At 54.0% G+C, this 25109-nt stretch carries 36 protein-coding genes; 32 read left to right on the forward strand and 4 right to left on the reverse strand.

From position 1 onward, the window contains the following. Window positions 1-189: 189 nt before the first annotated feature. The 30 genes from AAF358_19750 to AAF358_19895 all read left to right on the forward strand — a co-directional run bounded on the left by AAF358_19750 (window position 190) and on the right by AAF358_19895 (window position 19194). Entirely contained in the window at window positions 190-807 is a 618-nt protein-coding gene (locus AAF358_19750; protein ID MEM7707796.1) for a hypothetical protein, read from the forward strand. A 53-nt stretch (window positions 808-860) separates the two neighbouring features. Next, window positions 861-1412 (forward strand): hypothetical protein, encoded by a 552-nt coding sequence (locus tag AAF358_19755; GenBank protein ID MEM7707797.1) that lies wholly within the window; start codon window positions 861-863, stop codon window positions 1410-1412. Window positions 1413-1486: 74 nt separating this feature from the next. After that, the gene (locus AAF358_19760) at window positions 1487-1930 is read left to right on the forward strand and encodes a hypothetical protein (protein MEM7707798.1); all 444 of its coding nucleotides are present in this window, start codon (window positions 1487-1489) and stop codon (window positions 1928-1930) included. A 612-nt stretch (window positions 1931-2542) separates the two neighbouring features. Beyond that, entirely contained in the window at window positions 2543-2920 is a 378-nt protein-coding gene (locus AAF358_19765; protein ID MEM7707799.1) for a hypothetical protein, read from the forward strand. A gap of 78 nt (window positions 2921-2998) precedes the next feature. Then, window positions 2999-3418, forward strand: a complete 420-nt coding sequence (locus AAF358_19770) for a hypothetical protein (protein ID MEM7707800.1) — start codon at window positions 2999-3001, stop codon at window positions 3416-3418. A 37-nt stretch (window positions 3419-3455) separates the two neighbouring features. After that, window positions 3456-3881: a hypothetical protein gene (locus AAF358_19775; GenBank protein ID MEM7707801.1), complete on the forward strand. Its 426-nt coding sequence runs from the start codon at window positions 3456-3458 to the stop codon at window positions 3879-3881. 160 nt (window positions 3882-4041) lie between these two features. Further along, entirely contained in the window at window positions 4042-4431 is a 390-nt protein-coding gene (locus AAF358_19780; protein MEM7707802.1) for a hypothetical protein, read from the forward strand. Between the two features lie 414 nt (window positions 4432-4845). Then, on the forward strand, window positions 4846-5139 hold the full coding sequence (locus AAF358_19785) for a hypothetical protein (protein MEM7707803.1): 294 nt from the start codon (window positions 4846-4848) through the stop codon (window positions 5137-5139). A 275-nt stretch (window positions 5140-5414) separates the two neighbouring features. After that, the gene (locus AAF358_19790; protein ID MEM7707804.1) at window positions 5415-5918 is read left to right on the forward strand and encodes a hypothetical protein; all 504 of its coding nucleotides are present in this window, start codon (window positions 5415-5417) and stop codon (window positions 5916-5918) included. A gap of 89 nt (window positions 5919-6007) precedes the next feature. Continuing rightward, the gene (locus AAF358_19795; protein MEM7707805.1) at window positions 6008-6412 is read left to right on the forward strand and encodes a hypothetical protein; all 405 of its coding nucleotides are present in this window, start codon (window positions 6008-6010) and stop codon (window positions 6410-6412) included. Between the two features lie 609 nt (window positions 6413-7021). Then, window positions 7022-7666 carry an alpha/beta hydrolase gene (locus AAF358_19800; protein MEM7707806.1) on the forward strand — a complete coding sequence of 215 codons (645 nt, stop codon included), beginning with the start codon at window positions 7022-7024 and terminating at the stop codon, window positions 7664-7666. Between the two features lie 890 nt (window positions 7667-8556). Beyond that, entirely contained in the window at window positions 8557-9075 is a 519-nt protein-coding gene (locus tag AAF358_19805; GenBank protein MEM7707807.1) for an O-acetyl-ADP-ribose deacetylase, read from the forward strand. Between the two features lie 140 nt (window positions 9076-9215). Beyond that, window positions 9216-9509: a hypothetical protein gene (locus tag AAF358_19810; GenBank protein ID MEM7707808.1), complete on the forward strand. Its 294-nt coding sequence runs from the start codon at window positions 9216-9218 to the stop codon at window positions 9507-9509. Further along, window positions 9506-9691 carry a hypothetical protein gene (locus AAF358_19815; protein ID MEM7707809.1) on the forward strand — a complete coding sequence of 62 codons (186 nt, stop codon included), beginning with the start codon at window positions 9506-9508 and terminating at the stop codon, window positions 9689-9691. The genes AAF358_19810 and AAF358_19815 overlap by 4 nt, the downstream gene beginning before the upstream one ends. A gap of 452 nt (window positions 9692-10143) precedes the next feature. Continuing rightward, a complete protein-coding gene (locus AAF358_19820) occupies window positions 10144-10413 on the forward strand; it encodes a hypothetical protein (protein ID MEM7707810.1) in 270 nt (89 codons plus the stop codon). 24 nt (window positions 10414-10437) lie between these two features. Continuing rightward, window positions 10438-10788, forward strand: coding sequence for a hypothetical protein (locus tag AAF358_19825; protein MEM7707811.1), 351 nt, complete (start codon window positions 10438-10440; stop codon window positions 10786-10788). A 197-nt stretch (window positions 10789-10985) separates the two neighbouring features. Continuing rightward, a complete protein-coding gene (locus tag AAF358_19830) occupies window positions 10986-11612 on the forward strand; it encodes an MSMEG_1061 family FMN-dependent PPOX-type flavoprotein (GenBank protein MEM7707812.1) in 627 nt (208 codons plus the stop codon). Window positions 11613-11994: 382 nt separating this feature from the next. Further along, window positions 11995-12297 (forward strand): hypothetical protein, encoded by a 303-nt coding sequence (locus AAF358_19835; GenBank protein ID MEM7707813.1) that lies wholly within the window; start codon window positions 11995-11997, stop codon window positions 12295-12297. A gap of 128 nt (window positions 12298-12425) precedes the next feature. Further along, a complete protein-coding gene (locus AAF358_19840; GenBank protein MEM7707814.1) occupies window positions 12426-12863 on the forward strand; it encodes a hypothetical protein in 438 nt (145 codons plus the stop codon). A 114-nt stretch (window positions 12864-12977) separates the two neighbouring features. After that, on the forward strand, window positions 12978-13373 hold the full coding sequence (locus tag AAF358_19845) for a VOC family protein (GenBank protein MEM7707815.1): 396 nt from the start codon (window positions 12978-12980) through the stop codon (window positions 13371-13373). A gap of 202 nt (window positions 13374-13575) precedes the next feature. Further along, the gene (locus tag AAF358_19850) at window positions 13576-13959 is read left to right on the forward strand and encodes a RidA family protein (GenBank protein MEM7707816.1); all 384 of its coding nucleotides are present in this window, start codon (window positions 13576-13578) and stop codon (window positions 13957-13959) included. A gap of 102 nt (window positions 13960-14061) precedes the next feature. Beyond that, window positions 14062-14577 (forward strand): hypothetical protein, encoded by a 516-nt coding sequence (locus AAF358_19855; protein MEM7707817.1) that lies wholly within the window; start codon window positions 14062-14064, stop codon window positions 14575-14577. Between the two features lie 623 nt (window positions 14578-15200). Beyond that, the gene (locus AAF358_19860) at window positions 15201-15446 is read left to right on the forward strand and encodes a hypothetical protein (protein MEM7707818.1); all 246 of its coding nucleotides are present in this window, start codon (window positions 15201-15203) and stop codon (window positions 15444-15446) included. A gap of 47 nt (window positions 15447-15493) precedes the next feature. Further along, complete coding sequence (locus tag AAF358_19865; GenBank protein ID MEM7707819.1) at window positions 15494-15763, forward strand: DNA-binding protein; 270 nt, start codon at window positions 15494-15496, stop codon at window positions 15761-15763. Between the two features lie 31 nt (window positions 15764-15794). Beyond that, a complete protein-coding gene (locus tag AAF358_19870; protein MEM7707820.1) occupies window positions 15795-16322 on the forward strand; it encodes a GNAT family N-acetyltransferase in 528 nt (175 codons plus the stop codon). Between the two features lie 39 nt (window positions 16323-16361). Next, window positions 16362-16664: an antibiotic biosynthesis monooxygenase gene (locus AAF358_19875; GenBank protein ID MEM7707821.1), complete on the forward strand. Its 303-nt coding sequence runs from the start codon at window positions 16362-16364 to the stop codon at window positions 16662-16664. A gap of 149 nt (window positions 16665-16813) precedes the next feature. Then, the gene (locus tag AAF358_19880) at window positions 16814-17338 is read left to right on the forward strand and encodes a GNAT family N-acetyltransferase (GenBank protein ID MEM7707822.1); all 525 of its coding nucleotides are present in this window, start codon (window positions 16814-16816) and stop codon (window positions 17336-17338) included. A gap of 37 nt (window positions 17339-17375) precedes the next feature. Then, a complete protein-coding gene (locus AAF358_19885) occupies window positions 17376-18125 on the forward strand; it encodes a class I SAM-dependent methyltransferase (GenBank protein MEM7707823.1) in 750 nt (249 codons plus the stop codon). Window positions 18126-18177: 52 nt separating this feature from the next. Further along, window positions 18178-18672, forward strand: a complete 495-nt coding sequence (locus AAF358_19890; protein MEM7707824.1) for a DUF3291 domain-containing protein — start codon at window positions 18178-18180, stop codon at window positions 18670-18672. 18 nt (window positions 18673-18690) lie between these two features. Continuing rightward, window positions 18691-19194, forward strand: a complete 504-nt coding sequence (locus AAF358_19895; protein ID MEM7707825.1) for a ClbS/DfsB family four-helix bundle protein — start codon at window positions 18691-18693, stop codon at window positions 19192-19194. Between the two features lie 190 nt (window positions 19195-19384). Here the strand turns inward: AAF358_19895 and AAF358_19900 are convergent, their stop codons facing one another. The 3 genes from AAF358_19900 to AAF358_19910 form a co-directional block, all read right to left on the reverse strand. Beyond that, complete coding sequence (locus AAF358_19900) at window positions 19385-19675, reverse strand: hypothetical protein (GenBank protein ID MEM7707826.1); 291 nt, start codon at window positions 19673-19675, stop codon at window positions 19385-19387. Further along, complete coding sequence (locus AAF358_19905; GenBank protein ID MEM7707827.1) at window positions 19668-19889, reverse strand: hypothetical protein; 222 nt, start codon at window positions 19887-19889, stop codon at window positions 19668-19670. Before AAF358_19905 ends, AAF358_19900 begins: the two co-directional genes overlap by 8 nt. Window positions 19890-20167: 278 nt before the next feature. Next, window positions 20168-21298, reverse strand: a complete 1131-nt coding sequence (locus AAF358_19910; GenBank protein ID MEM7707828.1) for an SRPBCC family protein — start codon at window positions 21296-21298, stop codon at window positions 20168-20170. Between the two features lie 73 nt (window positions 21299-21371). On the opposite strand from AAF358_19910, the gene AAF358_19915 reads away from it, so the two are divergent. Next, a complete protein-coding gene (locus AAF358_19915) occupies window positions 21372-21989 on the forward strand; it encodes a TetR/AcrR family transcriptional regulator (protein ID MEM7707829.1) in 618 nt (205 codons plus the stop codon). Between the two features lie 68 nt (window positions 21990-22057). Further along, on the forward strand, window positions 22058-22690 hold the full coding sequence (locus tag AAF358_19920) for a gamma-glutamylcyclotransferase family protein (GenBank protein ID MEM7707830.1): 633 nt from the start codon (window positions 22058-22060) through the stop codon (window positions 22688-22690). Here AAF358_19920 and AAF358_19925 read toward each other — a convergent pair. Further along, window positions 22638-25010, reverse strand: coding sequence for a serine/threonine-protein kinase (locus AAF358_19925; GenBank protein MEM7707831.1), 2373 nt, complete (start codon window positions 25008-25010; stop codon window positions 22638-22640). The genes AAF358_19920 and AAF358_19925 overlap by 53 nt on opposite strands. Window positions 25011-25109: the final 99 nt, after the last annotated feature.

Here is a 25109-nt window from a genome sequence, read left to right on the forward strand (position 1 = left end):
AAATCGACGGCGATGGTTTTAGACTGCATGGGTGGACTCCTCCGTTTCCAATTGCATAGCAATTTTGGCACTTAGATGCCGGGCGACCGGTCCCAACCTACCGGTGGGACGTGAGGAGTCCATTTCACCACTGCAGCTGACTGGCTGCGCTGGAAGCTAAGCCTAGTCGTTGTATTCCACACAAACAGCATGTCGGCAGCCAATAACTATCAAAAAGAGCTTGGTTCGGATCTGGAGGAATTATTCGGAGGGGAGTTTAGATTTTTCAGATCTAAGCTTGAGCTTAGGAGAGAGCGGCAAGATGGATACGACGTAATCGTGTTATCTGGGTCAAATAAATGGTCGCCATTTATTAATCTATCATTCTACTTTGGTAGAAATTTCGCTGCGGCTCGAAGAATGGAAAAGCTACTCGGACTCTGCCCCATGCATTACCAAATTCAGCAATACTCACCTAATGTCCAACATATGGAAGGCTTAGGCTACGAGGGACAAGGAAGCTGGGATATAAATATCGAAGATCCGCCTAAAGATATGCCACAAAAGCTTAAGATCGCAATCGAAGGGATAGCATTTCCCTTCTTTGAGCGATTTTCTACATTGGAATCTGCACAGAGAGCGCTTGAAACAGACGATTCTTGGTGTTTCTCTCCAAGAGGGCCTTGCTTTCACATGTTGTTTAAAATAGACGCGGCCCTGAACGATATGGATCATTTTAGAGAATGGAGTAAATGCTTAGAAAGCTTCTATCGTCAGCAGGCTGCCGAAAATATCGAAAGCTATGAAGCCAAGCAATCTGGAATATAACAAGCGCATGCACCCCGACCTTACACGGCGCATCGCGCCGTGTAAGGTCGCTGATGCTGGGCGTTTGTCAAAAAGCACGTATGCATTCAATCAAAATTATCGTTCCACTATTGTTGACTATTGGTACCGCCGATTCAGGTAAGTGGTCATCGAACCATCATGAAATAACTGTTCATTTCAACGAAAAAATATGGTCAATTGTAGAAGAGGTAGATTCAGAAAACGATACCTTAATTGGCCTTTATGACAAGGATGACGGGTCGACTTTCCTACTAAGAATCGAATTTCAAGAAGATGCGATAAACATTCCAGAGGAAGCAATAGATAAAGCGTTAATTGAGACACTGAGGAACGCAGATAGCGGTGTTGAGGTCTATCGTAGGTCCGCGATGACTATTGCCGGAAATGACTTCAGAGTGATCGACTACTTATTCGACAATCGCGAATTTGGCACACAGAGAGTAAGACATGCTTATCAGCAGCAAAGTAATCACATTTTTATGTTAATGATGTCTTGGCCGATTGAAATGAATATCCAAGTAGGAAAAAATTTTCCATTCAAGCATTTGGCACTAATAGAAGGGCTATCTTTGACTGAACAGTAATGCGAAGGCATAACAAATGCAGGCAGCTAACCAGCTGCGCCGGAGGCTGATCTAAGTCGCTAGCTGCTCAGACAGTGGATGATCTCAAGACCTCAGGATTGATACTTGGCGCAACAGCACTGGCTTTTCTGCTTGATGCTTTTGTCACCCTAATTCCACTTGGCAGAGGCGTATTGGGTCACGGGCTTTTTACAACCATATCGGAGTATAAAGCCCTGGAAGTTGCGCTGATTACATTCGCGGTTCCGTACTTTCTGGGCAGGAGACTGTTGAAAGAATACCCCGTGGAAGTTGTATTTGCTGCGGTCGGCTTGGCCATGCTCTTCTTGGCATTGTTTTGCTTTGAGGCCCGTTGGTACGATTTCTCGCCGGAAATAGAGCGCCGTATTGAAGGCCTATACGGGACGAGAACCGAAATACTGACGAAAGCAGGCATTCTGGGTGCTGTGGGCCTATCAATCTACATTGCGGCGCAATTATCAATCGGTATCCGGAGTGCTAGCCGTGCACGCAGCTAAAAGGTGCAAGCAGGTGACGGCCAAAACACTCCGAGTTTCGCGGGGAGCTCATGGATAGCGTTTTGTCTCAGTCGTTCGAGCTACTCGACACCGATGCTAACCCTTCGAAACCATCTTGGCTGAGTGGGGACAACTCGTTTTATGCTACGAGGAGTCTACGCTCGGGCGGGTTGGCTTTTGCCCTAAATAGCAGGAATGTCTCAACTGGCAAAGTGTGTCGGGCTTTAATAGTTAGTCCGGCTGAGATACCCGACGTGCCGTCGAGCTACAGCTCTTCCAGATATGATTTTGTCTGTGCTGTTAGCGGCAACTCTTCGGTTTCTCAGGTTGAGGGTGTCGACTTGGAGTTCGTCGGAGAAGCGGCAGTTAGTGGCCGTGTACACAATTACCCCCACGCGATAGCTGCCCTTGCCTTGTATCTATACATTTACGGATGGAACGATTTTTCTAAGCTAAGGTACGGAAGTGAAACTTGGCTTGGGAGGGTAAGTCACAAGAATACGCAGTGTGAGCTTCGCCGGGTTTAGGGGGCGATCGATGCAAAATTAGAATCTGCAGCTAATCGCCTGCTTCTGCGGCTGAGTATCGTCGTTAGTCATAAAGGTTAGATTTATGCCAATTTTCGATCTTCTTGAAGAATTCTTAGATAAAGGGGCTAGTTCGGATGACCCGCTCCAGACTCAAACGCAACGTTCGGTCAGCGCGAACCGTGAGAAAAACCGGCGTTTGGAGGTGCGTTACGAGCGGCTGAAGCTTCTGACATTGGCCATGTGGGAGCTCATGAAACACAAGAACGGAATGACCGACGCTGATTTGCGGCTAATGGTGGCCCAGATTGATATTGCTGACGGGAGAAGAGACGGAGAGGCGGAAATATCTGAACAGTTGGCCGATTGCCACAATTGCGGGAGAGTCATTTTGACCTCAGCGCCTCGTTGTCCCTATTGCCATGCTGAGAACGAATCATATGACCCAATTCGTGCGATTTAAACTTCGAGGAACGACTAACAAGTCGCTTCAGCTGACCGGTTGCGAAGGCAGTTGAGGCTACTCGTGATTAGGAATTCGATGAAAACAGTATTGCTGAGTATGTTGCTTGTATTCGCCTTTCCTGCGCGCGGGGAAAACCGACACCTGGAATTGGCGATGGAATTCGACAGAGTGTCTTCTTCCCAAGATAAGGAAGAGCTCGTCGATCGGTCAGTTATGCCAATGGTTCTTCAGAATTTTCCCAGTTTGAGAGAGCACAGGGACAAGCTCCGTGAGGAATTGCTGAAGACAATTCAATCTGATGAATTCATGGAGGCGAAAGCGGATGTCTATGTCCGAATTTTTACGGAGAGGGAACTTGAGCAGCTCATTGAGTGGTTCCGGCATCCTGCATACAAGCTATTCAATACACGGAGATTTGAAGTCAATGAAAAACTCTTTGAGTATTCGCTGCCAATCTACCTAGGTATTGGCGAGCGCCTGGCCGAATCCTTATAACAAGCGGCTGCAGCTGAGCCTAGTCCTAAGCAAGTCGATGAGATTTCTTCTGCTTTTCGTTTTGTTTGTGATCTCGCCATCAAGCCAATCAACAAACTGTCGCAAACATACCTACGGTAGCGTCGAAAAGGATGTGGCGAACGCTTACGGCAAATATGAGTCGATTTTTGTCGCGCTGGTGCAAGAAACTCCCGGTGGAACCAATGAATACGATTTGGCTCATGGCCTCGAATACGAAATGACAGTTCTCCAATCTTTGAAGGGCGCGGTGAATGGGCAGTCTCACCGAGTGAAGGTTTCAGTATTCGACCGAATGTACAGATTCGCTCCAGGTCAGGAGTATTTGGTATTTGGCAAAGTGGAGGCTGGCTACGCCATGGTCAATGAGTGTTCACCAACCGGTCTGCTATCAAATTCTCTGGAGAAGCTGGGTTTACTCGATGAAATCAGTACGACCCGCTAGCAAATGGGGCTTATCACGGGGATGAGGGTAGTCCATTGGTATTTGTAACCTGCAGTGAAGTTGAGCTCAGCAAAAATACGCCCAAACAAGATTTAGCGGCTAACCGGCTGCGCCAGCAGCTGATGTTTGGCTTTGTGGTTTCCTGCAACGTGGAAAAGAGATGCTAACGGAGCTAAGTCCAAAAGCGCTTCTCGCCGGCACACTAGCGTTTGTGGGGACGTTTCTTGTGATTTCGATGGCTGCAACACTGGCAGCAAACAACGCAACATCGTTATTCGACGCCGGCTGGTTTTGGTTGGCGCTTTCGGTGTTGGGAACAGCGATGCTCGGAATTGGCGGTTATGTATCTGGTCGGATGGCCGGGCGGCAGGGTTTACTTCATGGATTTGTCGTTGGACTTTTGGGTCTAGCAATAATCCTGTCAATCGTTGGCGTTGCGTTTAGTCGTAGCGCAGCGCAGGAAATCATCTTTTCGTACGGTTTATACGGCATGTTTTTCAATTGCCTCGGTGGCTGGCTGGGAGCTTATGCCTCCAAAGAATCCGCATGACCAATGCCTGAAACTGGCCAGCGGCGTCGGCCGCTGAGCGTGGTTGGTAAGCGTTGAGTCGATTTCTGTGCTTCTAATCTTCTTGCTCATGTACGCGTACCTGCCGGGGCTCATTGCCGGGCTGTTGACCTTTGGATTGAGCCCCTTGTCCCATTCAGCAAATACCAGGATAAGTTGGTTGCTCGTAACTATCAGCGCGTTCACTTATGGTTACCTGGCTTCGAGAGGCCCCTTACCACCAGAGGTTCTTTTCCCGCCGCTATTGGGCGGTGTAGCGAGCATTCCGGTGGCTAGAATCATCATTGAAAGGTGGCGAGGACAGAAGGATGGCGATTCCCATGCATAACAAAAGGCTGCTGCTGGCCGTCTGCACTGGCAGTTGATACTTGTCGTTGTGCTTCAGAGGACAAAAAGATGGAATACATTCTCTTCATTCACAACAACACAGAGTCCGATACATCAAAAGAAGAGTGGGATTCCTTTTTCGATAGCGCAATTCAAAGTGGCCTTTTTCGAGGTGGTAGTGAGATTGGCAATCGATCTCAGCTGGGTAGGAAGCCGGTCACAGACATCACAGTCAGTATCGGCGGATTCATGCGCTTTGAAACAGAGGATTTTGATTCGCTAGTTTCTCTGCTGGAACAGCATCCGGTTGTAACCCACGGTGGAACACTTGAGCTTTGCGAATTGCCCAAAACTGATGCTTAGCGTCTGGGTATTTGAGCATTCGATTGATCCCACCGGTCGCGCGGAGCCCTGATGGTTTGAATTGTCGCCGCAGTCCAATTCACTGGATTCTTCTGATATCCGTCTTTTCTGCCAGTCACGGCTTGACTCTGAGCCATTTTGGCTGGTCAACCTACTCCCCGCAGAAAATTCTGGTGGCGCACCTGATCACGATGGCAGTGCTGTTGGTTCGGGAGGCGTTACGACACGATACAGTGATGCTCCCAACCAAAAACGCCTGCGGTTGATAGTTAAGCATGATGTTCAGCCGAAACTCTCGCAAAAGACTTCTGCTCTCCGTTTGTATCGGAATGATCTGCTGTGGCCTTGTTTTGGCGAGCGCGCCGTTCATTTCTTCCTTGCGCCCAAATGCTAGTTCACTGGCCAGCCTGCCTCGTATTTCACTTCCGCCGCTCGAGGCGGGGGAGTATGCGCATATTCCTGGAGTGCTTTATTGGGGAGGTATTCTGGTATTTGTCGATCTAGCGGGTGAAACGCACCTTTTCGGTACCTTGGTCTATGAAGGAAAAACGTGGGTGCACGACTATCGCGCCAATATACCGCTGTATCAATGTGAGGACTTTGGTCCAGATTTTGAAATCGAAGAAATCTACTGCAAAAGCGACCCCTACGATTTTGCCCACTTTAGGCTAGATGGAACGTCATTCACTAAGGGGCAGGACGCCCTGCGGCGAATACCGGGGCATCGGCAAGGAGACGAATTTGTCTTTTTCAGACACGCCTACCTCCATAGTGGCTAAGAAGAATGCGATTGAGCTGATGCCCTTTGGCGCCGTCTGAGCACATTTGTTAAAACGCAAAGGCCTCTCGCATGGGTGGAGAAACCGACTTGAATGACATCAGCGAAAACAAGCAAAAATTCTTGCCAGCTTGGGTATGGACAATCGTCTTTGTGCAAGTGTTCCTAGTACTTTTCTTCTCGGTTGGAACTGCCCTAAATCCTGGTGACTTTATTCCAGGAGTGAACGAGATCAACTATGTAGTACAGCTCTATCTTACGAGGAATGTGACTGCGGTATTAGGAATAGTCATCGCGTTGTTTCTCAGATCGCACCAAGCCCTTTTTACGATATTGGTGGTCCGAGTGCTAACTGATTTATCGGACATCATTTCTGTGTATGTACTGAACGTAGAAGATATCAAGGAAAGTGTTCCGATGGTGGTCGCCTTGCTAGTTATTCCGGCGTTAGTGGCACTAAGTTACCTATGGAGAAGAATGAAGGCAGCCTCGTAATTACAAGCTTTTTGGCTGTCCTATATCGCTAACCGCTAAGTGCGGTAGCCTGCACTTCAAAAACCTACGTTGCAGGTAAGTCTTTCCGGTGAAAACTTACGTCTTCGTTTTCCTGATTGTTTATGGCGCCGATTTGAGCGCGTGCATCCGGGCGTCTCATCCGCGGCAGCCAAGCGCGACCGAGTCTATGCTCATTCAGGCTGTCATCAGCCACGAGTTTCGTGAGAACGTTCATCTGGAGATGCTCGTCGAATCCAGAGGTTTACCGATTCAAGCTGAGATTGAGGCGCCACAGAGTCCAGATGAGGTTAGCTTGGCTTGGCTTCTGAAAAAGACGAAGCGGGATTCCGAGCGGCCTTGTGAGGTGGCTGTTCGGGCAACAGTGTGCACATCGATTGGACCAAAGCCTGAAGCATCGTTCGTCTACCTGCGAAATTTTCGCTGGTTCTGGTGGGTCGTAAAGGTTAAGGAGTTTGAGAATTTGCATTCCTGTAAGAATCGACGCACCGAAGCGTTGGATAGGTCCACGGGTCCGTAGGAGGACCGACGAGCGGAGTCGTAGTGAACCCTAAGCTAGTCTTATTGCCAGGTACTGATGGAACCGGGGCGTTGTTCGAACGTTTCTGCGATTTCTGTGAGCTGAAATCAGAGGTGGTGCGCTATCCCACTTCAGAGCCACTCGATTACCTAGAGCTGGAAGAGATTGTGCTTGCAAAGCTGCCTCAGGCCACGCCGTACCTTTTGGTTGCTGAGTCGTTCTCGGGGCCAATCGCAGTCTCCATCGCCAGTGCGAACCCGAGCGGCTTAGTAGGGTTGGTTCTATGTGCATCGTTTGTCGTCAACCCAGTGCCATACCTTCGTGTCTTCTCGCCGCTACTCGGAATGCTGCCCATGTGGTCTCCTTCGGCGATCCTGTCGACCTTGCTTATGGGGCGTTTTCGGACCGAAGCTTTGGTCAAGGAAACTCAAGGCTGTCTCAAGACGGTGAGTCCGACCGTTTTAAGGCACAGGCTTCAAGCGGTTCTGAACGTAGACTACCGGGAGAAAATGCGTAAAGTAGAGGTTCCGGCAATCTACTTCAGGGCAACGGAGGATCGAGTGGTGTCCAAAAGATCCTCGCAGGAATTCATGGATTGCTGCACGCACGGAGAAATAATTGACGTCGAAGCACCTCACTTTTTGCTCCAGTGCTGCCCGGAAGTAGCGGCAGGTCACATAGAGCGTTTTGCCGAGCGTCACGCTAATGCGCCCTGAATGGTTTCGCGAGTCACCCAATGCTGGCGGAACCCAATGAGCAAGTTCAATCGTAGGAGATTTCGGTGAGATGACAACGAGTTCCAAAGCTTCCGGTATTGCTCTCCTCGTCTTTTTGGTGTCGCTACCATGGCTGTCCAGACTTCATGCGCCAGCGGAGCACAAAACCCAAGACGAGGCTCTGCAGGACTTTTATCAGCAAGTTTTCGTAACGCCAGAAAGGATTTTGAGAAGAAGCACCGGGGCAAGCGTCACGCCGTGTTTGATTGATGGAATGCGCTGCGCGGACCTTTACCCTGAGCCCGTTACGCCCTGTTTGTTGTCTGGTCGTAGATGTGACGCCGAGGCACGGGTTACGCTTCTCGAGAGCCGGCCAGAGTACTGAGGAGGCGTTTTTTTACGAAATGACTGCTTCGTCGTCTTCGCACCGTGGTACCTGATATACCCCATTCAGTGAATAATCCCAGACTTACGCATAAGGCGGTGCCGCAGTTAACCAAGTGAGCCACCAGTCGGGTGTTATAACCTTTTAGCGAAACTAGACGCTTTTATGAATCTCAAGGACGTTACTTTTTTCGTTTCCTCGGGCTGCGTGCTGGCTCTGTTTTATCTCGAGGATATGCCGTCAGGATCGATCCTCCGCGCAATGGTGTTGGTCACTCTGGTTGTGCTCCTAGTTGTCAACTGTATTGCGTGGTTTCGACGGATCAAAACGTCACGTCGGGAAGGGCGTGCAACCCGTGAACGCCTCCTTGCGGAAATCGAGGCGTACTCCAGCGAGGCGTCTAAATCGGCGGAAGACCGCAAGTCCCAAGACATTTGAAACCATTGAGTCAATACAAAGGGTTAGCGATTGGACCGCAGCGAAGAAAAGTCTTGAGCCGGAACCCATGACGACAAGAATCGAGGCGCATTTAGGTGATATCACAGCCCTGGAGGTCGACGCGGTAGTCAACGCGGCGAATTCGTCACTGCTTGGTGGTGGCGGCGTAGATGGCGCGATTCACCGTGCCGCCGGTCCAGACCTGCTGCACGAGTGTCGCTTGTTGGATGGCTGCAAGACGGGCCAGGCCAAACTGACCAAGGGGTACAACCTGTCGGCCGGTCACATCATTCACACAGTGGGTCCTGTTTGGCGGGGTGGCCACGAAGGCGAGCCAGAGCTTTTGGAGGCCTGTTACATAAACTCGCTAGGCATCGCCAAAGAGCAGCATTTCTCATCGATAGCGTTTCCGTGCATAAGCACCGGAATCTATGGATACCCTAAAGCGCTTGCCGTAGAGATTGCCGTGGCGGCGGTTACTTCAGCGACAGCAGAGCAATCCTCGCTGGCTTTAGTCGAGTTTTGCTGCTTTTCGCAGGAAGATTATGAGCTCTATTTTGAGCGACTCAAAAACGTTGAAACTTAACGAATTTCGGATCCTGCAGGATGCCAATCATTTTGTTTAGGGTTTTGCTACTGAGCATTTTCGTCGCTGCCAGTTCGCTTACTCCTGTGAGAGCAAGCTGTGTTAACTATGTTCATGAGGACGCTCCATACGGGATGCTTATGAGCGGTTACGACTATGTGTTCTCAGGTATCGTCACATCTGCTAATCCGTTTCTGGTTAGTTTCGATGTACACCATGTTTGGGAAGCGAGCACCGAGCTAGGTAAGAATGCTGTCATGAGCCTTGACCCACAATACTCACGTAGCTTTGCGAAAGGATCTAAATACCTGGTGTTTGCGTCACTGGTAGAAGGCTATATTAAGATCGAGACCTGTAACCCAACTAAAGAATGGAGTCACGCTGAGAGCATCATCGAATCAGTTGTGGTTCGACTTTATGGAGTAGGATCGTGATCTACCCGTTACTTCACGTCGGTATATGCGTCTGGCTGATCTGGCTCGGGGGCGCAGAACGCTTGGAGGGAAGCTTCAGCACGATCTTTTTCATCTACCCGGCCATGACGGCCACAGAATTGAAGTTCTTTGCGTTCCTATCGCTGCTCACCGTTCCTTTTTACCTCGGTCTGGTTGTTTAGTGTCCTGGTGCCAGACCGATGGGGAAAATAGAGATGGTCGCCGCTGGCCAACGAAGTCTGTTGAGAAGGTGAGTACTTATCAGCAATGCTCTGTAGTGATTATCGGGCTCTTCTTGGCGGGTTGCGCGTCTGAGCCGGTTGCTCCTTGGGTGCGGTGCGAGAATACGGCCGAATGCGAGATTGAGGTGGGTTACTACTGTGGGGTTGTTGCTGTCAACGCCGAAAACAAAGCCCCCTTAGTTGAAGACGTCGCAAAGTGGTATGCCAAAAGCTCGGACAGCATGGAGACCTGCGCGAAGCGGAAAGAGCGGTATGTTCCGCAGTGCCGAAAAGGAAAATGTGAGGCCGTCGTTAGGGATTCGGACTAGTTTCGCCGCCACGCGAATGGGTGCAGTAGACTAACGCAAAGGCAGACTAGCAGCCGCGGATAAATCGCTCATTAGGTAAGGATTGTGCTGGAAGGAGTACTTATTCTCCTCAAGATATTTGCCATGGTGTTCGCGCTGATTGCCGGGATCGCTGTGATCGTCATTGACCTTGCTCCTGAGAAAACATTAGAGGATCGGCGATGGCAGCTTATTGCGGCTCTATTGCTTATCCTTATCCTGGGAGTTACTGGCGGGTTCCAATTTGCCATGTTCTGGATTGCGGCCGCAGCAATGATGGTTTCGTTCTACCTGGGGTATCGCGACGCCAAGAAAGCGGTTTCCACCACCTGCTGATTATTCCGAAGGTTTCACTCCGCGATGAAAAAGACGGTCATTACGTTGCTCATTGGTGTCCTGTTGGGGGCGGGCGGTATGTACGCGTTGAGCCTCCGGGCACACCTTGCAATCCTGGATCTAAAAGGCGCTGAGTCTCTTCATCACTCAATATTTAGCTTGGAGCATTACCGGCAGTATGGGATCGAGCGGCACGAATGGTTCCTAGAGCAGGACGTAAAATGCAAAGTGTCTATGCAAAGGCAAATCAGAGAGGAAAACATCGAGACCTATCCCGGTTGGTTTTATTCTCCAAAGCCTGTGCTGACGGGAAAAGCACTGGAAAAGGCTGTGGGCCTGGTCGGCACCGATTTTATCTGTGAGTCGGGCGTCTAGGTCTTAGGCTTAATGAGGTAGCTAGGGCTTGACCATAAGGACCGTGTCCGACCGGATCCAACCCGATTATTTGGTTTTGATAGCTCCCGATAGAGTGAAAAGCATTGGGTCAGGCAGCTCTTGACCCAGTCAGTCACTCTCCGCCGAGTCCTTTCTGATAATGATAGGCTGATGCCAAATGGGATTGGGAGACTACTGTGGCTCGTTTTGAAGATGTGATAACGACCCGAGAGCAATTCCGCTCAATCATGGGAGAGCCTAGCGACAAGGTTACTCGGAAATCCCTTTCCGCATTAGACAAGCATTGCGGTGTTTTTATTGGTCGAGCGCCGTTTATGTTGATCGCTTCCGCTGATGCAGACGGCAATACTGACGTGTCACCCAAAGGTGACCCAGGTGGCTTCGTCAAGATTCTCGATGAGAAGACTCTCGCGATTCCCGATCGTCTGGGAAACAGGAGAGCCGATACGATAGAGAACATTCTTCAGAATCCGAAGGTTGGACTGATTTTTCTGATTCCTGGAAAGACGGAGACGCTGCGCGTCAGCGGCAAAGCCATGATTGTCCGTGATGCGGTACTGCGTGACTCGATGGCTATGAAGGGCAAGAGCCCCGACTTCGCCATAGTGGTGACCGTTGAGGAGGCTTTTTTTCATTGCTCCAAATGCATGATTCGCTCGCAACTGTGGCAGTCCGAGCACTGGCCTAGTCTTGACGGACTGCCTCGTCTCGCTCAGACCATGGTAGATGCAGGCAAGCTTGAACTGACCGAGAGCGAGATGCACGAGATCGTCATAAATGACGAGAGAGAGCGCCTTTACTAGCATCTGCCAGCGGCCGCTTCTGGCTGTACTCAGACTTTCGAAGCCCACGTGTGTAGGCTCAGGAATCGACAATTACAGCTACTTGCTAATACCAATTTCTCTAGAGTTTGGCGCAAACTAATCCACAAATATCGATCAGCGAAACCTGTTGTGTCGTAGTCTTCAACCTCGAATTATTCAGCATTCACGATGTCAGATCCCTTGCTGTCGGAACTAAACAACGAGGTGAGATTGCTAAGGTTCAGCGCTTTGGCTTAAGACCCGCTGGTCTAACGTCTGACAAAGACTACACATAAGCCTTGTGCGCGCAGCCGTCCTGGCGAACCCGAGTTGTTGCGTTATGAGGAAATGGGGCAGGCTAGCAACACTTCTGCTTTGTGGCTTGGTTCTGGTAAAGCTGCTGCCATTGATTTTCATGGTGGCCTTGCATGCGGCCGTTGATTCGGAAGGCGGCATGTTCTTCCATGGAATGCAGGCCATCTTGTTCACCCTCGTGACGGCGCCTGTGGCTTTCCTCTCTTCCATAGCTTGGATTCGTGGTATCTCGGTTGCTCGCCGGTCGGGACTGTCGGTCGCGCGGTGGGAGTCACTGATTTCCAAGAGCGCCTTGGTCCTCTCTACCGCGGCGATCTTGCTACTGCAGGACTTGTATCGCAACCTGCTGTCGACTTGGCTGACTGCATGAATATTGGTTGGAAAAGCTAGGAATCACTGAATCAAAAAGCGCTGTTTCGTGTATTGCGACGTAATGGATAGGGTAGCGGTCTAGAATGGCAGCACCCCAGTCCACCTCAACCTGCCTTGGGTCAGATCATGAAGCCTCTCCTTAGCCGTTGCTCCATCGTGTTATGCATACTGGTGTTCGAAAACGCCTTCAGCAGCTGTGTATACGTGATCAGTGAAGATGCCCCGAACGGCCACCCGGTCGCGGGTTATGATTATGTGTTTGTTGGCACGACAACCTCAGAGGTTTCGGTTTTCACCAATGGTGACCGGATTCCCGATAGTAAGGAATATCATTTTCGCGTGTCGAAGAAGTGGGCTCCAAAACGAAACATTGGTGCAACGGTCCGCATTCGAACACGGTTTCCTGCCCGAAGATTTGTACTTTTTGAGGAGTATCTGGTGTTCGGGCGAATCATGGAGGGCGAACTCCGCGCGGGTCTTGGCTGTAGCCCGACGACAACGCTTGCTGAAGCTGAAGACATTATTCCAGTAGTTGAACGGATCTATGGCTCAGAAAACCGATAGAGCAATGCTACAAACTATGACTGGCAATCGTATGGCTTTAACCCGCGGTTCGATAGCTCAAGAATAATGCGTAGGCCTGGCGATGATACGGGCAGGAACGGAGAGAAACTAACTTTGGTTAAATTCGGATACACCATCACCTACGTTGCTGACGTCGAGAAAGCGTTGTCTTTTTTCGAGGAGGCGTTCGACATGAAGCGTCGGTTCATTACTGAAGAAAATGACTACGGAGAACTGGATACCGGTCAAACCACGCTGGCGTTTGCATCGCATGGCCTTGGTGCGACCAATTTCTCCGGTGGATACATCAGCGCAACCGACGCCGATCAGCCCTTGGGTATTGAGATCGCCCTGGCTGCTGAGGATGTGCCTGCCGTCCACGCATCGGCTCTGAATCATGGGGCTATCGAGCTTAAGCCGCCCGAAACCAAGCCCTGGGGGCAAACGGTTTCTTATGTCAGGTGTCCGTCAGGCATGCTGATTGAGCTCTGTACGCCAATGGCAACGTAGGCCGTTGCGGGCGTTTGGTTTCGGCGCTGGTTAGAAGGCCGGAGAGCGGTGACGGTGAGAAATCGTCTCAAGGCAATTGTCGTTAGTTTTTCGCTGTTTGTAATTATCGTCGCAGGCTGTGCGCCAGATCTTGCGCTGCCCACGCAAGGTGAGGCCACGGTTTGTATCCTCAACACCATCTTTCCACTTCATGGAGGCAAAATTGATTCGCAAGCTAATTTCGAGCGGCTCAGAGTTTGAGTCCAAGATCGGTTATTCACGCGCTGTCGTCGACGGCGACTATGTGTTCGTCTCAGGCACTACCGGCTACAACTACGAGACGATGTCCATTTCCGATGATGTTGTTGAGCAGGCTGAACAGTGTTTCCGGAACATTCAGGCGGCGCTCCTGGAGGCGGGAAGTTCCATCGAAAATGTTTTAAGGATTCGCTATCTCTACCCCGACCGATCGGATTTTGAGCCTTGCTGGCCCGTATTTCAGAAACACCTGGGCGATGTCAGACCTGCCGCGACCATGCTGGTCGCAGGCCTTTTGGACGATGCCATGAAACTGGAAGTTGAGGTGACGGCGAGGCTCAACGCTTAGGGACACGTCTTCGATTCTCCGATTACCGAGTGTCGTTTCCCTGCCGCCAATAAAGCCTGAATTCCGCCAATTCGTTGCGCAATGGTAACCCCGTGCGACTAAATGGCACGTTCTTTGGGTATGGCTCAACGAATTCTGACTCTACTTTTCGGACTGGCCGTGATCTCGGTGACAGCACCTACGTTCGCTTGCAGCTGCCGCTGGCAAGGCACTTTTGAGACCGTTGCGAAAAAGGCGCCTGTTGTTGTTAAAGCCAAAGTCGTCGGAACCAAGAGTTTTGATCCCGCATTAATAATGGGGCTCGATGAGACCAAGCAAGAAGCGTTTCAAGCTATCGCGGTAGAGGTAGCTGAAGTCCTAAAAGGCTCGTTCGGGAACTGGAGATTGGAGCTGCTGGGAGACAACGGCTTTGAGTGTCGCCTGTACTTGCTGGCGTCACGTTTTGTTATAGGAGACGAATACCTTTTTGTCCTGCGGTCCGATTTGCCGACGCAGGAGCTATCGATCTGTGGGGAGCATTGGGTCCGGGTTCAGGGTTCATCGTATTTAGGGCAGGATTTAGCGGGGGAGGGATACCAACAGCCTCTCAACCTGCTTCGAGAAAACCTTACGCGATGATTCTCAACGCCGCTGTGTGGTGGTGGATAGCTCAGCAGCTGCGCCAATTGGTCGCTGCTCGTTCCCGCAGGAGATCGATAGCCAGCGAAGTGGCAAGCCTTATTACGATGTGCCTGACCGTTGTAAGCCCTGCCCATGCGCACCGATGTATGCCAAACGAGAGCCTCTCCTTTTACGAGACCTCGCGGTTGGTTGTTTCGCAAACGTTTCCTTACACGGCCTCCTATCGGGATCAGCTGGTGAAATTTCCGTTTGAGGTTAAGCCCCAGTGTTCGGTTCGGCATGGCCGTCGTGTTGAGGACGTTTGGCGCGAACCGTTCCGTATTTTTGTCAGGACGTTTCCGGCCAGTTGCCTGGAATACATTTCCGCTCCGACTCCGCTAGGAAAAGCGATGCTGAAGGTTTGCCTGTACCGAAATCGAGAGTAACGTTGGGCCCCTCATTCTTCAGCCATTACAGGCGGTCGGAAAGTGGTTTTCCTGCCAACTAGAACGCCTAGGGAAAGTGGCCTATAGACATCCAAGCTCCCTTGGGTTTTAGTTGAAGAACGTGTCTTGTTGATCAGAGCGAGCATCGCAATAGACGGATCAAGAAAGGGCACCTGCAAACGCTGTGGCGGGCCCATGCAGGGAACGATGTCCGAAGGGTTGGGGTGTCTGTTCGCCAGCCAGTTCTCGTTTGAGGTGACGATGGCATTGCTGGTGGGCGGCGCCACGGTTTGCATGACCGTCCTTGACCTGGTCGTTCCCATGATCATTGCCTCCGGCGTTTTTCTGCTCGTCGCTTTTCTGTTCTGGCCAAGAAAATGCCGCGCCTGCATTCTTTACCCTCGCCGCCGCCGTTCACGTGCCGAAACTGGTGATTTGTAAACTCACCCTGTTGATTTCCCGGACCTCGGTCCAAGAGGTATAAGGGCATGAACCCGTTTCGAAAGCTGTTTGGTGGCAACAAGGGCGTGTTGGGCCACAAGGAGGTCACAACTGTTGAGATCCACGGTCGGCCAATACGCTGTTTGATCTGCTCTCACGACCAGTTCTGGCGTCACGACGTCCAGCTCAACACCACGGCGGCTTCGTTCCTTGACCTCGATTGGATGAATATGTCGGCCATTTGTGCCGTGTGCGACAACTGCGGGTACATTCACTGGTTTATTCCGCCGGAGACAGACTCATCCGATCGGTATTGATACAGCCGTTGGAGCCTTCCAAAGCCCACCGATGACAGAAATTTGCGAGGTAGACACGAACGCGGCGGTCGAGCTGGCGACGTTGTGCATTGAGAGTTTTGCTGAGGCCTATCGGGGAGTGCACAGTGACGCGTCGATTAAGACCTACTGTGATGAGCACTACGCCGTCGAAAAGGTGCGCGCGCAGCTAGCCGATCCTGCTATTGCATACCGCGTAGCCTACCGCGACGACCGGGCGGTAGGCTTCCTGATGACCCGTGAGGGTGCTTGTCCGATTGCTCTGTTGGGCGGTTCGCTTGAGCTCAAACAGATTTACGTTCGGGCCAGCGAGTTCGGGGCCGGGCTGGGCCCACGGCTGCTGACAGAGAGCCTGCGACAGGCTTCGGTGTTAGGCAAAAAGTGGCTTTGGCTGAGCGTCTCTGATCTAAACGCGCGAGCTCAGGCGTTTTATGAGAAACACAACTTCGAAGCCGTCGGGACGGGGCCGCTGTTCCAGGTGGGTGAAGATCAGCTGTCCTCGACGCTCATGGCACGCGAGGTTGTAACAGCGATAAGCTGACGATTCCTGCGTAAGTTTATCGATCACTTGGAGCCATTGATGATTCGGGTTGTCTACCGGTGGCAGGTGCCGCCAGAGAATTTCGACGCGTTCCAGTCGGCCTGGCGGTCAACTACCAACCATATTCACGAGACGGTTCCAGGGGCGCTGGGGAGTTTTATGATGCGGTCACTGGCGTCCGAAGCCGAAGTGATCACGATTGCCCGGTGGGACTCGCTCGAGGCGTGGAAAGCGTTTTGGGGGCAAGAAAATCCTATCCAGATGGTTGAGATGAGGACGCTGGGTGAACGAATTTCGGTAGAAGCTTTTGCGGAGGTGGAAGATCACACGAGGTTTATGTGACCCCGTTACTTCACAATTAAACGCTTTCATTTTATCGGACTGCAGGTATTCACTTGGCCAGTGCTGGCGCAACATTGAAGGCCGGCTTTCAGGGCAGTAAACGCAAACGCTGTGGCATTAGCCACGCGGCAAAAAATCGTCGAAAGCGCATGACTCCATTTCGCCTACAACCTGATGATATCGACCGTTACATCAAGCTTCGAGCACATATGCTCGAGGACTCGCCGTGGGCGTTCGCGGGGAGTCCGGACGACGATGACGCCCTGAACGCTGCTTTTCTTAAGTCTACGCTGGAAAAAGCAGACAACGCCATCATGGCGATGGCGGAGGATGAGTCCACGGGTCCCCTGGTCGCCGTGGCCGGAATTTACCGAGTCGGCCAGGCCAAGTTCTCGCACCGGGCGAAGCTGTGGGGCGTGTTTGTCGCCGAGGCTTATCGTGGCCAGAGTCTGGGCCGTGCGGTCACCTCCGCGGCGCTTGAGTTGGCATACACATGGAATGGCGTGGCATACATTGACGTTGCCGTCAGCGCGAATGCGCCTGAGGCCCTCAGCCTCTACCAAGCTCTGGGCTTCGTTCGGTGGGGGCGGGAACCGGAAACGACACAGGTGGATGGACAGCGGTACGATGAGATCTATCTGTCGCTTCGCACTGGAACGGAGGGTCGTGCCTGATGAAACTTCGCGTGGCCGTCCCACGACGTTTTCAGACATGAAAAAAGCGCTGTACGACACCATAGGCAAGGATTACGTCTTGGGCCGGAGGACCGATCCAAGGATTGCTGCTGAGATTCATCGCTGGCTGCAGGGCGCTGAGTCTGTCCTGAATTTGGGTGCCGGGTCGGGTTCCTATGAGCCGCCAGACTGTCGCGTTGCTGCCGTTGAGCCCTCAGAAACGATGATTCGGCAACGGCCCGCCACATCAGCGCCGGCGATAAGAGCCCAGGCGGAGAATCTGCCGTTTCCGGGCGCGGCCTTTTCTCACTGCATGACGGTGCTGTCTATGCACCACTGGCAGGATCGGGAAAAAGCCTTTGCGGAAATCCGCCGGGTTACTCGCAAACGGTTTGTTGCTGTCACCTGGGATCCTGAGGCGGAACCCTTCTGGCTGACTCGCGACTATTTTCCGGAACTTGTCAGTCTGGACCGAACCAACTTCCCGACGATCGACGAGCTGAGCCGGGCTTTTGCGAAGATCTCCGTCAATACGCTCCCGATCCCGGCCGACTGCATCGATGGGTTTCTGGCTGCCTACTGGCGGAGGCCGGAGGCGTATCTGGATGAACGTGTACGAAACAACATCTCAACCTTTTCCAAGATCAGTGACGTCGAGTCTGGGCTGGCGCAACTGGCCGCTGACTTGAAAAGCGGCGCTTGGGAATCGCGAAACCAGGCTGACCTGAAGCTCGACGCGATCGACGTCGGATACCGGGTCATCTGCGCGGACCTGACGAGCCCCTGATCGGCTGATCAACCATCAAGGACTTCACAACCCTGGAGTTTGAGGAGAGACGATGAGTCACTACGAACTAGCACAGCTGAATGTTGCCTACTTGCTGGAGCCGCTGGAGTCCCCGGCGCTAAAGGATTTTGTCGGCAACCTCGACCGCATCAACGCCCTGGCCGAGGCGTCACCAGGCTTTGTCTGGCGGTTGCAGACTGACGACGGAGACGCAACGGCAATCCGGCCGTTCGGCGAGGACTGTATCGTCAATTTATCGGTATGGCAGGACGTGGAATCGCTGCACAACTATGTGTTTCGATCAGCGCATATCGAAATCATGCGGCGCCGCAAAGAGTGGTTCTCCCGGGTGAAAGACGCCACCGTGGTGCTTTGGTGGGTGCCTCGGGGACATCTTCCCAGCGTCGAGGAGGCCAAGGCGCGTCTTGAGCAGCTGCGGGACCATGGTCCCACGCTCGATGCCTTCACCTTTAAGCGATCCTTTCCGGCGCCCGATGCGGGTGACGCTGACACCGATGCCTTCGACGACACCTGCCCCGCCTACTGAGGGAATCTCAGTCGACTAATGCCGATCCCGGAAACGCGCGCAGAGCTGCTTGCCCAGCTCGACGAGAGTTTTAGCAAGCTCTGGCAGGAAATTGAGGTGGGCGGTCCGCGTCTGGGCTCGCGTGCCTGTGTCGATGACTGGACCGTCAAAGAGCTGCTGGCCGTGCGTGCCTGGTGGTCCGAGAGCGTGTGCGGCTGGATCAGTCAATGGCGCGAGGGTGGTGCACCCACACTGCCTGCCGACGGCTATCGGTGGAACGAGACACCTCGGCTCAATGATGTCATCGCCCAACGCGCGCGCCGAGAGTCGTATCGTTCGGTGTGCCGCCGACTCCAGGAAGCGCAGCAGTCGGTGGTGAGCCTCATTGACGGTCTCAGCGATCGAGAGCTGCTCGAAGTTGGCGTGTATCCCGGGGCAGGGCGGTATCCGGTGAGGCGCTGGCTGTCCCTGAATACCGTCCGGCAGTACACCACCGCCCGCACGTTGCTTCGCAAGGTCGCGAGGTCAACGATCCCGGGGTGATCCCGCCGGTGGCTTGCTAACCGAACTCAGTCTTCGAAACCGCCGGCAAACGTGGGCGGGTTCAATATTTCAAACTGAAAGGGTTCGGTGGCGACGCTGTCGTTACCCCACTCTTCCGGAAGCGTGCTGGCGCTGTTGGCCCAGAGGGAGCTGTCTGCTTCAAGCTAGCACTTCTCTCAGAGTGCAGCGTTCATATTGTCTCAATCGCCAACGTTTTGATGAGTCCGAGTTCTCTGACAACCTGCCAGCCACGCGTTTCACTCGGTTCGTTCAGCGGGATTCCCGCCTGCACAATCCAGTGTGACTCGCTGGCCGCTGGCGCCGAGCGTACCGCGGCGGTGGAGTTCGCCGGATGGGCAGCGTGCCACAGGTTGTGGGCTGCGAGCAGCCCGCCCAGGAGGATGACCAGGATCGTGAGCCAACGCTCACTCTTGCGATCCTCAGCAGCTCGCGAAGTTTCTAGGCCGTTTCTCTTAGTCATTATTCATTCCCTGCAATTTCAGGGCATCGGCATGTGGCTGGAATTTGGCGACATGCAGCGCGGCGGATTTCCCGACAGTCTTCCCATCTGTCGCCGCCAGGTCGCTTGCGCGAACGGGATGCAGGTGCGAATGGAGCGCCGTATTGACGTTAGCGCCGGTGAGCAGTAGTCCTGCTGCGGCCGCAGTAGCGATTGTGAAGGTCTTGATGGTCATGGTCCCAAAACAATTTTGTGTCTTCTGGTCCCGTACGGAGCAAACCCTGTGCCATTCCAGCCTAAGACAGAAAGCTGTTTAGAAAAGTAAATAAAATCAATCCACTATAAGCTCTTTAGGGGTTTCGATCTTCTCTTCAGAATTGTGCGTCGGCGCAAATAACGGTGGAAAGAAAGCAAAAAAATGGTGGATGAGTAAAAACCGGCGGAAATGCACAAAAACGGGGCAGCCCCGATTGGGGTAGCAAGGGGTAGCGGCGTCTCATTGCCATGCCTGCTTCATCTCAAGCAGCTTTCCACGTTGTCGTTAAAGACGTTCAGGGCCCCCTCGTACCTGCCGAAACGCAACCGGTCGTTGGCGCCGCTCGTCAGGCCGGACTGAATGCTTTCCGCCAGATCAAAGTCTTCGTTCAGCGTCGTGACGGTCAGCTCGTGATTCTTGTCCCAGTAGTCTTGCGACTGCTCGGTTTCCCGCGGAATCAGCGTTGTCATCCGCACCAGTGATAGGTCAGGTGCCTGGGGTTCGACGCTGATCCAAATCACGTGGTCGGCCTGGACGAGCAGCATGGACTTTGGGAAGAGGGTATAGAGCACGTTCGCGTGCTGACGGATGTCCCACGTGTCCTTCGGCTGGCCTTCCAGTTCCACGATGGACGAACGGGGCAAAATGGATCGCAGGTGAGGGCCCAGGGTGTGGTAGCTGGACAGATTGTCGTTGAAACGCTTGGCGATCGTCTTCCGATGCGCGACGCGGAAGTGATACGCCTCCAGTCCTCCCTCCACCAGCATCTTCCAGTTACAGCGCCTTTCCTGCCACTCAGACTGGTGAACGGTGAGCTGATCAATACCGACCCAGGCGAGATCGTCGTCGATCGCGGAGAAGAAATCGGTTGGGTCTGGGGCTTCATCGCGCTCCGGCAGCAGCCAGATGAACCCGTGTCGCTCGATCGCTGGCACGGTCTTCAGGCCAAGTTCCGCTGGATCGGTGCCCGGGAAGCCGGCTTCAAAGTGGGGTGCATTCACAAATTCGCCTCGGCTGTTCCAGGTCCAGCCGTGGTATGGGCAAGAGAAACGCTTTCGGCAGCCGGAGTCGCCGTCCACCAGCCGCGTCCCTCGATGGCGACAGACGTTGAGGAAAACTCTCAGCTGACCGTCGTCGCCACGCAGGAGCAGCAGTGGCAGTCCTCTTGCGCTCACTCTCATATAACTGTTCGGCTCCGACAGTTCGCTGACGTGCGCAATGACTTGGGGGTGACGAGCGAACACCTGCTCCTGCTCGCGCTGGAATCTCGCCGGGTCAACGTAGTGACTGACGGCGTTGGTCGTCGGCTGATCATCCAAAAAAAGCGCGCTTTGCTGCTTGAGGCCGAGAAGCTCCTCAAGCAGCTGGATCTGTAGTTCTTGGTTCATCCACGAAACCCTTACCAAATGGTAGGGTAATCGTCACCTACCAAGTGGTAAGCTGTCAAGGTATAGTCTCGCGATGAGCCAGCCGCCGCATGCAACCAACACCCGTGAGCGCTTTATTGCCGCGGCCACCACGCTTTTTGCCGAGAAAGGCTTTTACGGCGCGAGCATGGATCATATTGCCCGCGAGGTTGGCCTGACCAAACAGGCCCTCATTCACCATTTCGGCAGCAAAGAAAAACTCTATGGCGCGGTGCTGGAAGACATTTCCGATCGGCTGCTTGCTGATCTGGCGAGCGTAGAGATCCCCGCCGCCCAAGATCGCACGGAAGCGTTCCTGCAGGCTCTGGATAAGATCTATCGGTGTACCGTTCAGCGCCACGCGGACACGCAGCTCTTAATGCGCGAGCTGCTGGACAACCGGCGCCGCGCCCCTCGGGCAGCCAGCTGGTATCTGAAGCCATTCCTCGACCGGCTTGAGCAGCTCTTGAGCGAAGATCCCCGCTGGGACCAGGCTGGCCGCTTGCCAAGACAGACGCATATCTACCAGTTGCTTGGGGCCATCAACTACTTTGCCGTGTCGACCGAAACGCTCAAAGCGATGTACTCAACTCGGCACGTCAACGCGATGGCCAAGGCTTTTCCCGCGCAGCTCAGGCGGTTGGCCGACGCATCACCTCAATCCGAGGACTAACAGCGTCTCTGGCAAGATCGCCCCTAGCGATCACCTATACTGGAAAATTCAATCGTGGGGGCTCGCCGCTGACTACCGCGCGCTATTTTGCTTACGGTTCGAACATGTCGATTCAACGGCTTCGCGCCCGCGCGCCTTCGGCGCAGTGTGTGGGTCGGGCGCTGCTGCCTGACTATCGGTTGGCCTTCGATAAGGTTGGCCTTGATGGGTCGGGCAAGTGTCATATCGTTCGCCATACCGGAAGCAGCGTGTATGGCGTCCTCTTTGCTCTCAGCGAGGACGATAAGGCGCGTTTGGATGAACTCGAAATGACCGGCTTCGGCTATCTCAGCGAAACGGTCACGTTGCGGCTGGAGGGCGAGCAAGACCAGCAGGCAACAGCCTATATCGCCACTCGTGTAAGGCCAGGCCTTAAGCCTTACACCTGGTACAAGCAGCACGTGGTTTGTGGCGCAAGAGACGCTCGGCTGCCGACGGCCTACGTATCGCAGCTCGAGACGGTCCAGGCGCTTGAAGACCCCGACCAAGAGCGGGCGTCGCGAGAGCTCGGGATCTACCCTTTAAGGAAGTCCCGAGGCGAGCAGCTTTTGATCAGACGGCCTCTACGAGACGCGAGATCGAGCCGCTACTCTCTCTGTCGAAAAGATCTTAGCGCCCAGGCTTCACGTCACCTGCCGTCAGCGTCGCGAGACGGGTGTTAAGCGTCTCGACCAGCGTCGATTCCGGCGCGGAGGCCTGGGCCAGATCAAGTGCGGACCGCGTAGCGGCGAGTGCCTCGCTGTTGGCGCCGATGGTTTGATAATAGTCGGCCAGGTGATTGAGGCCCCAGGCTTCCTGAACGGTGCCGGCAACCTCGGACCCACGCATGATCTCAAGCCCACGCTCGATGGTTGCTTTGCCTCGTTCGATCTCACCGACATACGCATAAAACCGGCCGATATCGGTTAAGGCGAAGCCAACCCGCCAGTGGCTTTCGCCGTAGGCGCGCGACATATGCCCGATGCCGCGCTCGGCTGACTCGATGGCTTTTTGGTGTTCGTTGTTGTCGGCGTAGACCGATGCCAGATTTAGCAGCGGCGACATAATGTTGTGATCCGGGGGATTGTTCGCGCGCTCAAACGTCGCAATCGACTTTCGGTAATACTCGATGGCTTTCGGGTTGTCACCGAGCTGCAGGTAAACCGCGCCGATCCGATTGAGAGACCCAGCAACCTCGTCGTGATCCGCGCCGAACAGCGATTCATAAATGGCCGCAGCCTTCTGGTGCAGCGCCATGCCTTCTTCGGTCCGATCCTGATCGACCAGTAAGCGCCCCAGGTTGTCGAGTGTTCCCGCATAGGCCGGCGTCTGCGTCTCACCCGACGCCTCAAATTGTTCGATCGATTCGCGGCTGAACTGCTCGCTGGCGGTGGCGTCACCTTGCCACATGGCAAGAACGCCAAGGGTCGCCAGGCTTTTCGCGATACTGCTGCTGTACGGGCCTTCGTAGCGGCGCTTGAGATCGAGGCTCTGCGTCATCACCTCGCGCGCGGTTTCGATGTTGCCGAGGCGCGCCTGAGCGTTGGCAATGAGATGCAGCGGGCGAATCATGGCTGCATCGGTGTCCGACCGCGATCGAGCCAACCGGGTACGCGCTTCCTCATACGTCTCAAGCGCTTTGGCATAGTTGCCGCGGTCATAGCTCATGAGGCCAAGCGCAAGGAGACTGTTGATCACGGCGGGATCGTCGTCGTCCAGGAATTCCAGCTGAGTCGCGTATGAGGACTTCAGCAGCTCTTCAGCCTTGTCCAGCCTGCCGAGTTCTCGATAGACATGACTGATGGTTTGGGTGAGCTCCGCACGCGTTACCGGCTGGCTGCCAAGCTCGTCCAGCCGAGGTAGCGCCTCATCGACCAGGTCGCGGGCGAGCAGGTCTCGCCGACCGCCGCGTTCGGGGTTGGCGTTCTCGAAGAGGCTCACGAGAAAGCCGGTGATCTCTTCAGCACGTTCTGCGGCCTGCTGGGCCTCATCGCGCGATTGGGTGAGCTGCAGGGTGTACAGGGTGGCGCCGGTGATGATTGTCGCCAGCGCCGCCGCTGCGGTGAGAGTGGCGGCGCGATTCCGAGCGAGGACCTTTCGGAACCGATAGAAGCCGCTGGGACCTGCAGCCTGTATCGGATAGCCCCGGCGATAGGCCTTTAGATCGTCCAGCAGGGCGTCGACGCTGGCATAGCGATCAGCGGGGTGAAACCGCAGGCATTGCTCGACAATCAGCATGAGCTCATGGGGTACGCGTCGGCGCAAGGCCGGGTCGATTCTGATTTCCTTCTCAGCCGCCGCGCGCTGGATCGCGTCCGAGATGGAGCGCTCCTCGACCACAGGCTCGCCCAGCAGCAGGCGAGCCAGGAGGAGGCCCAGCTGGTAAACGTCAGATCCCACCGTGATGGGCTGCTCCAGGAGCTGTTCTGGACTTGCCCAGCGCGGGGTCATCGGATTGTGACGGGTTACGGTTTCCCCATCGGCCGCCAGTGGCTTCGCGATACCGAAATCCAGGAGCTTGGGTTGACCGTCCGCCGTCACCATGACGTTGCTCGGTTTGATGTCACGATGCACAAGCAGGCGCTTGTGGGCAAAAGCGACCGCGTCAACCGCTTTGCTGAACAGGTCGACAATCGCGTCGGTCGGCAGTTTGTGTGTCGCAACAAAATCGTCGATCGCCTGACCGTCGATCAGCTCCATCACCAGATAGGGCCAGCCTTCTTCGGTGACGCCGGCATCATAAAGCTGGCTGATGTTGGGGTGGTTGAGGCTGGCCAGGAAACCCTGCTCTCGAAGAAACCGATCCTTGAGCTCCTGGTTGAGCCCGGATCCGGCGCTGATTTTGATGGCCACTTCACGCTCGAAGCTACCGTCGATGCGCTCCGCCCGATAAACCTGGCCCATGCCGCCGGCGGCAATAAATTGGGTAATGCGGTAGTCACCAAACTCACGCCCGAGCATGGCCCGATCGGCTGGGTCGCCGACGGCGGACAAGACGTCCATGGCGCCGCCGGTATTGAGCGCGTTCTTGTGATCGGAGGTGATGGTCAGGTTCCTTTTGCTCTGAGATGTCCGTCGGTTGCTACCGCAGGTCTAATATAG

Source organism: Pseudomonadota bacterium (genome assembly GCA_039033415.1).
In the GTDB taxonomy this organism is placed as follows: Bacteria; Pseudomonadota; Gammaproteobacteria; order Xanthomonadales; family SZUA-38; genus JANQOZ01.

Coding starts and splice junctions, on each gene's coding strand:
- AAF358_19855 (MEM7707817.1), top strand. CDS start 14,062: ATGGCACGTTCTTTGGGTATGGCTCAACGAATTCTGACTCTACTTTTC.
- AAF358_19880 (MEM7707822.1), top strand. CDS start 16,814: ATGACTCCATTTCGCCTACAACCTGATGATATCGACCGTTACATCAAG.
- AAF358_19785 (MEM7707803.1), top strand. CDS start 4,846: ATGGAATACATTCTCTTCATTCACAACAACACAGAGTCCGATACATCA.
- AAF358_19790 (MEM7707804.1), top strand. CDS start 5,415: ATGATGTTCAGCCGAAACTCTCGCAAAAGACTTCTGCTCTCCGTTTGT.
- AAF358_19915 (MEM7707829.1), top strand. CDS start 21,372: ATGAGCCAGCCGCCGCATGCAACCAACACCCGTGAGCGCTTTATTGCC.
- AAF358_19870 (MEM7707820.1), top strand. CDS start 15,795: ATGACAGAAATTTGCGAGGTAGACACGAACGCGGCGGTCGAGCTGGCG.
- AAF358_19780 (MEM7707802.1), top strand. CDS start 4,042: ATGCTAACGGAGCTAAGTCCAAAAGCGCTTCTCGCCGGCACACTAGCG.
- AAF358_19810 (MEM7707808.1), top strand. CDS start 9,216: ATGAGCGGTTACGACTATGTGTTCTCAGGTATCGTCACATCTGCTAAT.
- AAF358_19905 (MEM7707827.1), bottom strand. CDS start 19,889: ATGACCATCAAGACCTTCACAATCGCTACTGCGGCCGCAGCAGGACTA.
- AAF358_19840 (MEM7707814.1), top strand. CDS start 12,426: ATGAAGCCTCTCCTTAGCCGTTGCTCCATCGTGTTATGCATACTGGTG.
- AAF358_19865 (MEM7707819.1), top strand. CDS start 15,494: ATGAACCCGTTTCGAAAGCTGTTTGGTGGCAACAAGGGCGTGTTGGGC.
- AAF358_19890 (MEM7707824.1), top strand. CDS start 18,178: ATGAGTCACTACGAACTAGCACAGCTGAATGTTGCCTACTTGCTGGAG.
- AAF358_19925 (MEM7707831.1), bottom strand. CDS start 25,010: ATGGACGTCTTGTCCGCCGTCGGCGACCCAGCCGATCGGGCCATGCTC.
- AAF358_19875 (MEM7707821.1), top strand. CDS start 16,362: ATGATTCGGGTTGTCTACCGGTGGCAGGTGCCGCCAGAGAATTTCGAC.
- AAF358_19825 (MEM7707811.1), top strand. CDS start 10,438: ATGAAAAAGACGGTCATTACGTTGCTCATTGGTGTCCTGTTGGGGGCG.
- AAF358_19755 (MEM7707797.1), top strand. CDS start 861: ATGCTGGGCGTTTGTCAAAAAGCACGTATGCATTCAATCAAAATTATC.
- AAF358_19860 (MEM7707818.1), top strand. CDS start 15,201: ATGCAGGGAACGATGTCCGAAGGGTTGGGGTGTCTGTTCGCCAGCCAG.
- AAF358_19775 (MEM7707801.1), top strand. CDS start 3,456: ATGAGATTTCTTCTGCTTTTCGTTTTGTTTGTGATCTCGCCATCAAGC.
- AAF358_19770 (MEM7707800.1), top strand. CDS start 2,999: ATGAAAACAGTATTGCTGAGTATGTTGCTTGTATTCGCCTTTCCTGCG.
- AAF358_19750 (MEM7707796.1), top strand. CDS start 190: ATGTCGGCAGCCAATAACTATCAAAAAGAGCTTGGTTCGGATCTGGAG.
- AAF358_19910 (MEM7707828.1), bottom strand. CDS start 21,298: ATGAACCAAGAACTACAGATCCAGCTGCTTGAGGAGCTTCTCGGCCTC.
- AAF358_19765 (MEM7707799.1), top strand. CDS start 2,543: ATGCCAATTTTCGATCTTCTTGAAGAATTCTTAGATAAAGGGGCTAGT.
- AAF358_19885 (MEM7707823.1), top strand. CDS start 17,376: ATGAAAAAAGCGCTGTACGACACCATAGGCAAGGATTACGTCTTGGGC.
- AAF358_19895 (MEM7707825.1), top strand. CDS start 18,691: ATGCCGATCCCGGAAACGCGCGCAGAGCTGCTTGCCCAGCTCGACGAG.
- AAF358_19900 (MEM7707826.1), bottom strand. CDS start 19,675: ATGACTAAGAGAAACGGCCTAGAAACTTCGCGAGCTGCTGAGGATCGC.
- AAF358_19805 (MEM7707807.1), top strand. CDS start 8,557: ATGACGACAAGAATCGAGGCGCATTTAGGTGATATCACAGCCCTGGAG.